At 39.3% G+C, this 13,507-nt stretch carries 12 protein-coding genes; 7 read left to right on the top strand and 5 right to left on the bottom strand.

What is annotated here, in order from left to right:
• The first annotated feature begins 4 nt into the window (after nucleotides 1–4).
• A complete protein-coding gene (locus tag JOC31_RS05920; RefSeq protein WP_205017271.1) occupies nucleotides 5–520 on the top strand; it encodes a GNAT family N-acetyltransferase in 516 nt (171 codons plus the stop codon).
• 23 nt (nucleotides 521–543) lie between these two features.
• Here the strand turns inward: JOC31_RS05920 and JOC31_RS05915 are convergent, their stop codons facing one another.
• From JOC31_RS05915 to JOC31_RS05905, 3 genes are all read right to left on the bottom strand, one after another.
• A complete protein-coding gene (locus JOC31_RS05915) occupies nucleotides 544–1,194 on the bottom strand; it encodes a histidine phosphatase family protein (RefSeq protein ID WP_205017240.1) in 651 nt (216 codons plus the stop codon).
• A gap of 63 nt (nucleotides 1,195–1,257) precedes the next feature.
• Nucleotides 1,258–1,731, bottom strand: a complete 474-nt coding sequence (locus tag JOC31_RS05910; protein ID WP_205017239.1) for an aminoacyl-tRNA deacylase — start codon at nucleotides 1,729–1,731, stop codon at nucleotides 1,258–1,260.
• Between the two features lie 269 nt (nucleotides 1,732–2,000).
• Nucleotides 2,001–2,861 (bottom strand): glycoside hydrolase family 25 protein, encoded by an 861-nt coding sequence (locus JOC31_RS05905; RefSeq protein ID WP_205017238.1) that lies wholly within the window; start codon nucleotides 2,859–2,861, stop codon nucleotides 2,001–2,003.
• Between the two features lie 169 nt (nucleotides 2,862–3,030).
• Here JOC31_RS05905 and JOC31_RS05900 point away from each other — a divergent pair, with 169 nt between their 5' ends.
• The 4 genes from JOC31_RS05900 (at nucleotide 3,031) to JOC31_RS05885 (ending at nucleotide 6,508) form a co-directional block, all read left to right on the top strand.
• Nucleotides 3,031–4,143 carry a vitamin B12 independent methionine synthase gene (locus JOC31_RS05900; RefSeq protein WP_205017237.1) on the top strand — a complete coding sequence of 371 codons (1,113 nt, stop codon included), beginning with the start codon at nucleotides 3,031–3,033 and terminating at the stop codon, nucleotides 4,141–4,143.
• A gap of 171 nt (nucleotides 4,144–4,314) precedes the next feature.
• Entirely contained in the window at nucleotides 4,315–5,445 is a 1,131-nt protein-coding gene (locus JOC31_RS05895; protein WP_205017236.1) for a 5-methyltetrahydropteroyltriglutamate--homocysteine S-methyltransferase, read from the top strand.
• Between the two features lie 153 nt (nucleotides 5,446–5,598).
• A complete protein-coding gene (locus JOC31_RS05890; RefSeq protein WP_205017235.1) occupies nucleotides 5,599–6,129 on the top strand; it encodes an ECF transporter S component in 531 nt (176 codons plus the stop codon).
• Nucleotides 6,113–6,508, top strand: coding sequence for a DUF4430 domain-containing protein (locus JOC31_RS05885; protein ID WP_205017234.1), 396 nt, complete (start codon nucleotides 6,113–6,115; stop codon nucleotides 6,506–6,508). Before JOC31_RS05890 ends, JOC31_RS05885 begins: the two co-directional genes overlap by 17 nt.
• Before the next feature lie 145 nt (nucleotides 6,509–6,653).
• Here the strand turns inward: JOC31_RS05885 and JOC31_RS05880 are convergent, their stop codons facing one another.
• Nucleotides 6,654–7,130 carry a glutathione peroxidase gene (locus JOC31_RS05880; RefSeq protein WP_205017233.1) on the bottom strand — a complete coding sequence of 159 codons (477 nt, stop codon included), beginning with the start codon at nucleotides 7,128–7,130 and terminating at the stop codon, nucleotides 6,654–6,656.
• On the bottom strand, nucleotides 7,123–8,922 hold the full coding sequence (gene pepF, locus JOC31_RS05875) for an oligoendopeptidase F (protein ID WP_205017232.1): 1,800 nt from the start codon (nucleotides 8,920–8,922) through the stop codon (nucleotides 7,123–7,125). Before pepF ends, JOC31_RS05880 begins: the two co-directional genes overlap by 8 nt.
• A 196-nt stretch (nucleotides 8,923–9,118) precedes the next feature.
• On the opposite strand from pepF, the gene ppc reads away from it, so the two are divergent.
• Nucleotides 9,119–11,815, top strand: coding sequence for a phosphoenolpyruvate carboxylase (gene ppc / locus JOC31_RS05870; protein ID WP_205017231.1), 2,697 nt, complete (start codon nucleotides 9,119–9,121; stop codon nucleotides 11,813–11,815).
• 282 nt (nucleotides 11,816–12,097) lie between these two features.
• A complete protein-coding gene (gene ftsW, locus JOC31_RS05865; protein WP_205017230.1) occupies nucleotides 12,098–13,324 on the top strand; it encodes a cell division peptidoglycan polymerase FtsW in 1,227 nt (408 codons plus the stop codon).
• The last annotated feature ends 183 nt before the right edge of the window (nucleotides 13,325–13,507 follow it).

The following is a 13,507-nucleotide window of genomic DNA, read 5'->3' as shown; positions in this document are numbered from 1 at the left end:
TGCTATGATTGATATCAGACGACTCACTTTAGAAGATAAGTCAGCTTTTGAACGTTTTCAATCGATTTTACTAGCTGAAAAAGAGGCAGGCAATGACTTGGTAGAAACCAAGAAAGTTGAGGATTTTGCAGCTTTTATTGCCAAATCCAACCAAAATGAAATTGATACAGGCAATCCAGACTGGTCTACCTCAACGAATTTTTACTATTTCAAAGACGGAGAGATAGTAGCTAGGATAGGTTGTCGCTGGGAGCTAAAGGGGGAACTAGCAAGAGTTGGAGGGCATATCGGCTATGTGACACGAACAGACTTTCGTGGACAGGGCATTATGACAGAACTCTTGGCTTTTGCGCTCAATGAATACGCGAAGCGAGGTATCAAAAAGGTACTCATTACAGCTAGAAAAGACAATCAAGCCAGTCGTGCGACAATTGAAAAATACGCTGCCACTTTTGAGTCTTATGTGAAAGATAGAGGCTATGATTGGGCTAAGTATTGGGTTGACACTAGAGGAATCTAAAAAAGTTGGGGTAACCCAACTTTTTATCTTATATAAACAACTTGGTCCTCTGGGACATCTAGGTAGCTAGTATCATTCCAAGTGATGAGGTTGAAGTGTTTAAAATCTTCTGTCTCAACAATGGTTAGACTGGCATTTGTAAGCCCACCATCAAGACGTAATTGCGCTGGTGGAAAGCCTAGCAGTGTCTTGATAGAAGCGGTTAGATTGGCACCGTGACCTACAAAAAGAACCTTTTCAAACGGTTTATTCTTCAAGCATTGCACTAAATCAAGGACGCGTTTAGTGGTCTGATAGACTGTTTCAGCGTTAAATTGGTTCCCTTTGAAGAGAGCGAGATTGTTGCGAAAAGCATCCATCTGTTTAGGATAGATTGATGACATGATATCGATTTTTTGCCCTTCAAGATTACCAAGTTGCCACTCGCGCAAAGCCTCTGTATAAATCAGTTGCTTTGGAAAATGATTTTCCTCCATAATGAGTTGAGCGGTTTTACGCGCGCGTGTTAAATCACTGGAAAAGACACAGTCAAAGTCTGTGTCTGCAAGGTAGTGTCCTAGCTCTTTCAAGTCTTGTTTGCTTTCCTCAAGTAAGGGAGAGTCACCACCAGCGCCTTGAAAGCGACCTTCGACATTCCATTCTGTTTTTCCGTGTCTGACAAAATATAGTCTCATAATTACCTCTTTATGCTGATATTACCTTTATTTTAAGACAAAATGTAAGCGTTGTCAATCGTGCTAATCAATGATGTCATGGAAGCTAGCTTGGACAAAATCAGCTAATACTTGACTATCGATACGAATAGAACGTCCAATTTCACCAGCTGACACAATCATCTGACCGTATGTTAGGGCGTGTTGGTCGATGAAAATAGGAAAGGCATGTTTTTGTCGAATCCCGACAGGATTGTTAGCACCATGAACGTAACCTGTTGTTTTTTGTAGGTCTTTTTGTGGAATCATACTGACTTTTTTATTACCTGAAATTTTGGCGAGTTTTTTTTCGGAAAGGTGTTCAGTAATGGGAACGATACCGATAACTGGCCCTGTTTTATCACCTGTCAGTGCCAATGTTTTGAAAATATGACTACGTTCTACATCATCAGGCAACTCTCCTTCAAGACCATTAAAATTGAGGCTGTCATGCTGGATGTTCGCTTTGTCTAGAATCTGATCCACTAATGTTTTTTTGACTTTTCCTTTTTTTGCCATCATAGCTCCTTTGTTACTTCGTGTTACTTTTATTATACCACTCTCAGACCAAAATGCCGTTCTGACTTTGCAATCTATGTAGAAATAATACAAAAATGGAGTGCGACAGTAAAAACATTTGGGAGATGACAACAAGCTATGCTTGATATCAAGATAGGGCTGTAAAAGTTGATTTATCAACGAATAAGAGCTCACTCAACTACTTCGTTTTGAAAATCCAAAACTAAAAAAATGAAGCTAAGGACGGTTGTCCTAGCTTCATTGTTAGCTTATTTTGATTTACTACTAGTTGTTCCAAAAAGTTTTTTGAAGGTTTTTTTAGTATCTTTATTGACTGAAATTTGATTCAAATCAAGGACGTTGTCAAAACCATTGAGGTAACCTTGTGATGTGTACTGATGAAGATCATAGTCGAGATCAGTTTCAGGAACGGATTCAAAATAACCGGAATCGCTTCCGTAAGTTGGAATCCAGACAGCATCGAAATTTTTGGTAGTGATGCCATGCTCAGTCATAAAGTAGGTTCCAATGTAGAGTCCGACGTGTTTTGCCCCAAGTCGTTTTAACTCTTTTAAGAAGGCTTGAACCCCTGCATCCATGTCATCCATCGTTTTTTCTTCCACGTCAACCCAGTAGTAGGTAGGATTGTAAGGAGAAGCATTTTTGTAGAAAACACGGGCTTCTTCTTTCATCTCCTCAATACTAGCTCCTTGTGAGTAGGCATAAACGGCCACTGGGATATTGCGTTTTTGGAATTCTTTAATATGGGTCTTAAACGACTTATCGATACCTTTATTATCAGCAGCAGTGCTATCAAAACTGATACCAGACCCTCCAAACACTCTGACGATAGCACCAGATATATTTTGAGATAGCGTATCATAGTCAATATCCTGTGGCAGTTGCCAACCAGAAAGGTCGATGATTGGTTTAAGAACAAAATCTGTACTCTCTGTTGAAGAAGACTCATCTGTTTTCGTTGATGTTGACGTTGCAACAGGTATTTCTTTCTTGGCTGAAACAAGTTGCGATGATGTTACACTATGGTTATAAATATTAGCAATAATGAACAATAAACTAATCAAACTGAAAAAGACGAGAACAACTACGGGTTTAATTCTTTTTCTCATTGTCTTTCATTTTATCTTAAAAATCCCAAAAAATCAAAGGCTCAGACCGAAAAAAGATAAGATATAGTTTTAAGCTATAACTGTTTATAGGAAATATATATTTTACAGCTATAAGTCAGGGTGGTAGAATGGTTGGCATATTAATTGATTGTTAAGGGAGTATAACATTATGGCTAAAGTACAAGAACATTTTGATCATGTAGGTTCTTACCTACGTCCAGCGGCACTTAAAGAAGCGCGTGAGCAGTTTGCAAATGGTGAGATTTCACAAGACGAGTTGCTAAAAGTTCAAGACCAACTTGTTAAAGAATTGGTTCATCACGAAGTTGAGAACGGACTTAAAGTAGTATCTGATGGTGAGTTCGGTCGCTCATGGTGGCACCTAGATTTCCTTTGGAATTTGACAGGATTTGAAGCTTACCTTCAAGAAGATTCTTATAAATTCCACGGAGCTAAGACTCGTACAACTAATGTTCGTCTAAATGGTCAGGTTGCTGAAAACCCAGAGCATCCTTTCTACCGTGACTTTACGTACTTGAAATCTATCACACCAGAAGGTGTGACTCCAAAAGTGACTATTCCAAGTCCATCACTCGTTATCGATCGTGACCATCGTAGTGATCTTTATGCTGATTATTATGAAGACTGGACAGGTTTCTTGGATGGTTTGGCGAAAGCCTACCATGATACCATTCAACATTTCTATGATTTGGGTGCTCGTTATGTTCAATTGGACGATACAACTTGGGCTTTCCTTTTGCACCAATTAGAAACATTCAAAGATGAACCTGAAAAACGTGCTCATTTTGAAAAATTGGCTGAAGATGATGTTTATGTCATCAACAAAGCTTTGGAAGGTCTTCCAGAAGATTTGACATTGGCAACTCATATTTGTCGTGGTAACTTCAAATCAACTTATTTGTTTGAAGGTGGCTATCAAACCATTGCTAAATACCTTGGTCAGTTGAACTATGATATTTTCTTCTTAGAATACGATGATAGCCGCTCAGGTGACTTCTCACCATTATCAGAAATCTGGAACGGCCGTGACAATGTCGAATTGGTATTGGGTGTTATCACATCTAAAGACCCACAATTAGAAGATGTTGATGCTGTTATTGCACGTATTCAAGAAGCAGCAGAACTTGTACCACTTAAAAACCTAGGAATCTCCACACAGTGTGGTTTTGCCTCAACAGAAGAAGGTAATATCCTAACTGAAGAAGATGAGTGGAAAAAACTTCAATTGATCCAAAACATTACTGAAAAAGTTTGGGGTTAATCCATTTTATAAGAAAAGCCGAGCCATTTTGCTTGGCTTTTTGTCTTGATGAAATCAAACTATATAGTTAATAGTTATAGCTAACCATAGAAAATATATATTTTACAGCTATAAGTAGGAGTGCTAGAATATAAGCAAGAACTAAGTAAAGTCTTAATAAGGAGTAACAAAATGGCAAAAAAATATTTTGAACATGTAGGGTCTTTCCTTCGTCCACAAGAATTACAAGAAGCGCGTGCTGGCTTTGAAGCTGGTACAGTAACTGCTGAAGAGCTTGCAAAAGTAGAAGATGCAGCAATCAAAGACCTGGTTGATAAACAAATCGCAGCTGGTCTTGAAAAAGTGACGGATGGAGAATTCCGTCGTGCTTATTGGCATCTTGACTTCTTCTGGGGCTTCACTGGTATCGATCACGTTCAAGCTGCTGAAGGTTATCGTTTCCACGATGAAACGACTAAAGCTGACTCTGCTCTTATTGCAGGCAAAATTACTGGTGACAATCACCCCTTTGTTGAAGCTTACAAATTCTTGAAGGCTACCGTTGATGCAACTGGGGCTGATGTTGAAGCAAAATACACCATTCCAGCTCCGTCACAATTTTACTTTGAATTGATTCGCGATGCAGAGCACGTTGAAAAATTAAATGAAATCTATCCTGATTTTGAAGAGCTCCGTACAGATATCAAGGAAGCCTATCTAAAAGTCATCGAGGATTTGATTGCAGCTGGTCTTAAGACTCTTCAGGTAGACGATTGTACTTGGGGAACGCTTGTAGATAATAATTTCCTAGCTGGCTGGGGAGCTGCAACAGGTCGTACAGCACAAGAAGTCTTCGATGAGTTATCATCAGTTTTCCTAACGCTTAACAACGATGTTTATGAAAATGTTCCAGAAGGTCTCTTGGTAAATACACACGTTTGTCGTGGAAACTACCACTCAACATGGGCTTCATCAGGTGGTTATGATCCAGTAGCTAAAGATCTTTTTGGTAAAGAAGAAGTTAAGGAATACTTCCTTGAGTTTGATAATGATCGTTCAGGTGGCTTTGAACCATTGGCAGAAGTGACAGATGGTAAAGTTGCAGTACTTGGATTGATTACTTCAAAAGAAGCGACACTAGAAGATAAAGATGCTGTCATCGCTCGTATCCATGAAGCTGAAAAATTCTTACCACTTGATCAACTTTGGGTATCAACACAATGTGGATTCGCTTCAACAGAAGAAGGTAATATTTTAACAGAAGAAGACCAGTGGAAAAAATTAGCCTTGGTTAAAGAAGTTATTGACGCTGTTTGGAAATAAAAAATAGCAGATAAAAATGATAAGACCAAAAAGAGCTTGGAACAAAGAATGTTCTAAGCTTCTTTTTGGTCTTTGACTTATGATGTCAACTCGCCTCACTAAATCACCCTAGGATGGCTTGACAGTTTTTCTCCTTTTAGCTAGACTGTTCTTATGGCTAGAAGTACTTACCTATCTCTAAATCAAGTCACTCGTATTTCCCTTTTATCGGCTCTTTGCGTGGTTTTACGTTATGCTTTTGCGAGCTTACCCAATATTCAACCGATAACAGCTATCTTCTTGGTGATCTCTCTGACCTTTGGTCTTCTGGAGAGTATTTTGGTGATGGCGGTGACTATGTTGATATCATCCTTTCTTTTAGGATTTGGCCCTTGGGTTCTGTGGCAGATTGTATCATTTGCCGTGGTCTTATTTATATGGTTTTATCTGCTCTATCCCCTGACAAAACTTCTTAAATCTACTAGGGGTAGCGAGATAGCCTTTCAGGCCTTCTTGGCGGGGGGAGTGGGCTTTAGCTACGGAATGGTTATCGATTCATTCTTTTCTTTACTTTACGGTATGCCTTGGTGGGCTTATGTCATCGCTGGTGCTGGCTTTAACCTTGCCCATGCAGCTTCAACAGTCATCTTTTATCCACTTATCATATTAATTTTTAGGAGATTTTCATATGAAAAAACTACGTAATCTGCTTGTCTTGTCTTTATCCCTGTTTTTATTGGTTGCTTGTAGCAATGTTACAGAATCGCAATCAAAAAGCTCCACGTCTTCATCAAGTCAGGTAAAATCTAGCTTTACCTTAACCATTGAGGCAAATAATAGCAAAAAAGAAGAGACCTTAACGTTCACATCTGGTCAGACCGTTATGGATGCCCTAAAAGCAAATCATAACGTTGAGGAAAAAGATGGCTTCATCACAGCGATTGATGGGGTTTCACAAGATGAGAGTAAGGGGCTCTATTGGATGTTTGAGGTCAATGGTGAAATGGCACCAAAGGCTGCTAATCAGATTAAACTAGCAAAAGGTGATAAAGTCCGCTTTTATCAAGAAGTTTATCAAAACTAAGTCAATTATTCGTAAGTGAAAGTGATGCCTAAGCTAGGGCTTGTTACAGCTTAGTTCTATAAATACAAAACCGTCTAAAATCAAGGCTCTGATAAGCTTGATTTTAGACGGTTTTATTTCTTGATTTGGAACGACATCTCTATTTTTATAAGAGACGTTCGATAGCTTGTATCAAGTCTTCTGGCGGGCATTTTGAAGAGAAACGCTCAATGACCTGACCTTCTCGGTCAATCAGAAATTTAGCAAAATTCCATTCGATACGTTTACCTAGGGGACCATTTTTTTCGGACTTGAGCCAATTATATAAGGGATCAGCTTCTTTGCCGTTGACCTTGATTTTAGCAAACCGTTGAAAAGTTGTTTGATAGTTAAGAGTACAGAAGGTATTGATTTCTTCTGCGCTACCTGGGGCCTGTCCCATAAATTGGTTGCATGGAAAATCTAGAATATCAAAGCCTTGATCCTTATAGGTACCATAGAGTTTTTGCAAACCTTCGTATTGAGGGGTTAACCCACATCCTGTAGCAGTATTGACAATTAAAATCACCTTACCAGTGTAGGTGCTTAAGTTGCAGTCGCTACCATCTTGATTTTTGACTCTAAAATCATAGAGATTAGGCATTTTCAAGCTCCTTTGTGTAGGCGATGATTTGGTCAACGGTGTCGCTAAGGAATTGGATAGTATCGCGTAGCGGTTTGTCTGTTGAAATGTCAGCACCTATGAGAAGAGCAGTGTCTAGCGGTGTGCGGCTACCACCTGACTTGAGAAGGTCTAGCCATTCTTTTGCACCATTTGGATTGTTTTTGAGGTTGAGATAGCCAGCTGTTGAGATGACTAAACCAGCAGAGTAGGTATAGCTGTAAAGTCCCATGTAGTAGTGGGCTTGGCGCATCCAGGTCAGAGCAGCATCGTCGTCAATGACCACGGCATCTCCCCAGAACTGTGTCAAAACATCTTTCATGATAGTGTTCAATTGCTCCGCACCGAAACCTTTGCCTTCTTCAATGAGCGTGTAAACTCTTCTTTGGAAAGCAGCCTCTAGCAAGTGCGTGATAAAATTGTGGAAGTAAGTATCTGTCAGACGGTGGGCAAGCGCAAAACGCTTCTGACGAGGGTCATCTAGTTGTCGCTCTAAGTAATCACTCAGCAGCAACTCATTGAAGGTTGATGGTGCTTCTACGTAGTAAGTTGACATGTGAGTATTGAAGTAAGACTGGTTATTATCTGAGAAAATGAATTGTCCAGAGTGACCAATCTCATGGATAAGAGTGTAGACATCAGACATACGACCTGTCCAACTCATCAGTACGTAAGGGTGTACTTTGTAAGGGTCAGCGGCGTAGCCACCAGAGTCCTTGTTAGCATTGGCAGCAAAGTCAACCCAACGTTCGGATTGGTAACGAGCCACTTCTTGACGGTATTCTTGCCCGAGCGGTTCAACAGATTTCATAACTAAATCATAAGCACCATCAATTGTCACATCAGGATTAAGTTCGTTGTCTAAGTCTAATTTCCAGTCAGCGAAGGTCATTTTTTCTAACCCATTAACCTTAGCCACGTGTTTAAGATACTTTTGTGCAACGGGAGCAAACTCTGTCATGATGAGGTCGATTTGTCGGTCAAACATAGCACGATCCACCTCTTGTTCAGCCAGGAGATAGTCAAAAACACTGTCGTAACCACGCATATCGGAAAGAATCTTTTCAGATTTTACCTTGGCTAGATAGGCAGCGGCAGCAGCGTGTTGATGCTTGCGAAGTCCAGCTGAGAAAGATCGAAAAGATTTTTCGCGAATGTCTGCATTTTCATGATTTTGGTAGAAATTTTCGTAAGTCACAAACGAATTTTTATAGGACTTTCCTGCCACTTCAAAATCATCCATAGCATAATCACTGGCACGCATCTTGGTGTAGATATCATAAGGTGCCCCCAAGACCTCACCTAGGTTGGTCAGAGCTTTTTCGACATCAGGACTGATGAAGTGTTTCTTTTGGATTTTCGCTTGACGAATAGCTGCGCTAAAATGCGGATTTTCTTCCAGTTCATCAAGGACAGCCATATCAGCTGTAGCCAAAGCGGTGTCGAAGAAGCTAAGCGCCACATTGGCCTTGGTTTCAAAGTCACTACCTGCTTGAGCAATCTCAGCGAATTCTTCACTCCCAAAATCAGTTGTCTGTGGCATGAAAGCATAGCTGTTGATATGACTCATCTCAATGTAAATGTGTTCAATTTCATAGAGAGCAGCAGAGAAGTCATCAACTGTGTGGAGACGATTTTCGTAATTGCGTTTAAAGGTATCGATATCACCTAGCGTCTTTTCCATAGCTAGTAAAAAATCTTGGCGGTCTTTGTAGAGGGCTGTAAGGTCCCAAAGTTCATTTTCAGGGAATTCTGAACGTGGTTTAAGTTCCATAAAAATCTCCTTAATAGTTCTATTGTTCCTTCATTATATCAGATAATAGTTAGTAAATGGAGGCGAAAACGAACAATTATATATAGAAAAATCAGAAAATTACTAAAATACTAGACAATTTTTTGGATAATGGTTTATTTTTAAAGGAAAAAGAGTATAATAGAGGGTATAACATAGAAAGACGGGAGTGGCTTTTGTGACGATAAAAAAACTTGAGAGCAACAGTAACAAAGATGTCATTGAAGAAGAAGTGTTGATTTTGACCAACCTTCTTGAAGAAACGACACGTAACATGATTGGTGATAAAGCTTTTGGAATCATTAAAGAGTTAACAGAACTATCAGAAAAACAGAACTATCAAGTTCTTGAAGAAACAATTTCTCAGTTGAGTAATGAAGAAATGGTTGTCATTTCACGCTATTTCTCTATTTTGCCACTTTTGATCAACATTTCAGAGGATGTGGATTTGGCATACGAGGTCAATTATCAAAATAATGTTGGAAAAGATTACCTCGGAAAACTTTCAACAACAATTGATGTTGTGGCTTCGAACGAACATGCCGAAGAAATTTTGGAAAATATCAATGTCGTTCCCGTCTTGACAGCTCACCCAACACAGGTGCAACGTAAAACGATGCTAGGTTTGACCAATGAGATTCATGTCCTTCTTCGTAAATACCGTGATGTTAAACTTGGGCTAATCAACAAGGAAAAATGGCACGCGGATTTACGTCGTCAGGTTGAGCTTATCATGCAGACGGATATTATCCGAGAGAAAAAACTCAAGGTTAAAAACGAAATCACCAATGTCACTGAGTACTATCATACTTCATTGATTAAGGCGATTACGAGCTTGGTGGCAGAGTACAAAAAACTTGCAAGTGCTAAAGGTTTTGAACTCAAAAATCCAAAACCAATTACCATGGGAATGTGGATTGGTGGAGACCGTGACGGTAATCCTTTCGTTACGGCAGAAACCCTACGTTTATCAGCGACTACTCAAGGTGAAGTTATCCTCAGCTACTATCTTGAGAAAATCGACAGCCTTTACGCTTCTTTCTCTATGTCAAGCACCTTGGTGGATGCGACGGATGACTTAAAAGCCTTGGCAAATCTCTCCACAGATACATCAGAGTTTCGTGAAAAAGAGCTTTACCGTAAAGCGCTCAATTATATTGAAACAAAATTAGGGAATACCCTTGCTTACATTACTGAAGATAAGAAAGTAGAGCCACGCTATATTCGTGCTAGCGAATTTAAGGATGACTTAGAGGTCATCAAGGCATCATTACTATCAAACCGTGGAGAATCATTGATCAATGGTGATTTTGCAGAATTGCTTCAAGCAGTTGAAATTTTTGGTTTCTACTTAGCAAGTATTGACATGCGTCAAGATTCTAGTGTTCAGGAAGCTTGTGTATCAGAGTTGTTAAAAGCAGCTAATATCGAACAAGACTATTCTAGTCTTTCAGAAGATGCCAAATGCCAACTCTTGTTGAAACAGCTCCTAGATGATCCTCGTATTCTGTCAGCTACGCATGTTGAAAAATCTGAAGAACTCCAAAAAGAACTCGCGATTTATCAAGCAGCTCGTGAAATGAAAGATAAGATGGGTGAAGAAATCATCAAGCAACACATCATTTCACATACAGAGACTGTTTCAGATATGCTTGAGCTTGCTATCATGCTTAAAGAAGTAGGCTTGGTTGATACTGAAAAAGCGCGTGTTCAGATTGTTCCTCTCTTTGAGACGATCGAAGATTTGGACAATGCAGCTGAGATCATGACGGCCTACTTGCAATTGCCAATCGTTCAAAAATGGATTAAAGCAAACAAAGGCTACCAAGAAATCATGTTGGGTTATTCAGATTCCAACAAAGATGGTGGTTACTTGTCATCAGGTTGGACACTTTATAAAGCTCAAAATGAGTTGACGAAGATTGGTGAAGACTTTGGTGTCAAAATCACCTTCTTCCATGGTCGTGGTGGTACGGTTGGTCGTGGTGGTGGTCCATCTTACGACGCTATTACGTCACAGCCATTTGGCTCAATTAAAGATCGTATCCGTCTAACTGAACAAGGTGAAGTTATCGGTAATAAATTCGGTAACAAGGATGCGGCTTATTACAACCTTGAAATGCTGATTTCAGCAACACTTGACCGTATGGTAACACGTCAGATTGTTGATCCTAATAAGATTGATGGTTATCGTGACATTATGGATGGTATCGTTGCAGATTCAAATGTCATCTATCGTGACCTTGTTTTTGGCAATCCGAACTTCTATAATTACTTCTTTGAAGCCAGTCCAATCAAGGAAGTATCAAGTTTGAATATTGGTTCACGTCCCGCAGCTCGTAAGACCATTACTGAAATTTCAGGTCTTCGTGCCATTCCTTGGGTATTCTCATGGTCACAAAACCGTGTCATGTTCCCGGGTTGGTATGGTGTTGGATCAAGTTTCAAAAACTTTATTGATAAAGATATTTCAAACCTAGCTAAGCTACAAAACATGTATCAAACATGGCCTTTCTTCCGTTCGCTTCTGTCAAACGTGGATATGGTCTTGTCAAAATCAAATATGAATATCGCCTTCCAATATGCTCAAATGGCAGAGTCAGAAGAAGTGCGTGATGTCTTCTATACGATTTTGGATGAGTGGCAGTTGACAAAAAATGTCATCTTAGCTATCGAACAAAACGATGATCTTCTCGATGATCTTCCAAATTTGAAAGCAAGTTTGGATTACCGTCTACCATACTTTAATGTGTTGAATTATATTCAAATCGAGTTGATCAAACGCCTCCGCCGTGGTGAGGTGAATGATGATTATGAAAAACTAATCCATATCACGATCAACGGTATTGCAACAGGTTTGCGTAACTCAGGTTAATCACTGAAAGAGTTAGTACACAAAAAAGCAAGAAGTTAAGGAATTGTCTTAACTTCTTGCTTTTTTTTAACTTAGAAAGATGATATAATACTGTCGTTATGCGTGACAATCGTGAAAGAAGCTAAAGCTAGCTTTTACCAATAAATAAACTCACAATCACTGTCAACTGTGATAGTCAATGCTTCAAAAGAGGTGGGAGTAGCCAGTTGTCATTAGTATTGCGGTATATTGAATGAAGAGACTGTCGTTTCTCCTTCAAATAAACTTTAAGAGAAGAATGGTATGAATTTAGAAAAAAAACATTTATTGAACTATTCCATTTTAATTCCTTACTTGATTATGTCAGTTTTGGGATTAATTGTCGTTTATTCAACGACAAGTGCTAGTATGATTCAGTACGGTTTGAATCCTTTTAGATCAGTCATTAGCCAAGGTGCCTTTTGGCTTGTCAGTTTGCTGGCGATTGCCTTTATCTACAAATTGCGACTAGATTTCTTAAAGAATGAAAAAGTCCTGTCTATTGTGATAGTAGCCGAAATGATTCTGTTAGTTATCGCGAAATTTTTCACAAAGGAAGTTAACGGTGCTAACGGTTGGATTGTTTTAGGGCCGCTAAGTTTTCAACCGGCAGAGTATTTGAAAATCATTATGGTTTGGATGTTAGCTTTAGTTTTCTCCAAGAAACAAGATGACATTGCCATTTATGATTATCAAGCATTGACAAAAGGGCAATGGTTTCCTAAAAAAATCACTGATTGGCGTGTCTATGCTACTGTTCTAGTTATTCTGGTAGCTATGCAACCTGACCTAGGTAATGCCTCAATTATTGTCTTAACTGCCATTATCATGTTTTTGGTTAGTGGTGTAGGCTATCGCTGGTTCTCAGCTATTTTAAGTCTTATCGTTGGTGTGTCTGGACTTTTCATTGGATTAACAGCCATTGTCGGTGTTAACAATATGGCTAAAGTTCCTCTTTTTGGGTATGTTGCGAAACGTTTCAGTGCTTACTTTAACCCATTTAAAGATTTAACTGATTCGGGTCACCAGCTGGCTAATTCTTACTATGCGATGAGTAACGGAGGTTGGTTTGGTAGAGGACTTGGCAATTCAATTGAGAAGTTGGGTTACCTACCGGAATCAACAACAGACTTTGTTTTCTCAATTGTAATTGAAGAATTAGGGTTGATAGGTGCAGTCTTTATCCTTGCTCTTGTTTTCTTTTTAATTCTTAGAATTATGCTAGTTGGGATCAAGGCTAAAGATTCCTTCAATGCAATGTTGGCACTAGGCATGGGAAGCATGATGTTGATGCAAGTTTTTGTTAATATTGGAGGAATTTCAGGAGTAATTCCATCTACAGGAGTGACCTTCCCGTTCTTATCACAAGGTGGAAATAGTCTTTTGGTCCTTTCGGTAGCAATTGCTTTTGTGCTCAATATCGATGCCAATGAGAAACGACAGGACATTCTTGCTGAAGCACAATTATTAATGGATACAGATCAGATTTAGGCATTGCCTAGATCTTTTTTTTATGGCTTCGAGTCAGTTTTTCTCTGAGAGAAAAACAAGAAAACCACCAGCTATGCTGGTGGCTGATAAGGCTTTGAGCTTCCATTTATTTTTCCTGTATAATCTAAGTGTTCAGGTCAGATAAGGAGGAGTAAACTAGTCCAGTGGACTAGTTTAGCATGG

The sequence above is a fragment of the Streptococcus saliviloxodontae genome, assembly GCF_016908655.1.
Taxonomy (GTDB): Bacteria; Bacillota; Bacilli; order Lactobacillales; family Streptococcaceae; genus Streptococcus; species Streptococcus saliviloxodontae.
Note: the sequence above shows the minus strand (reverse complement) of the source record. Positions and strands in the feature narration are given on the sequence as shown.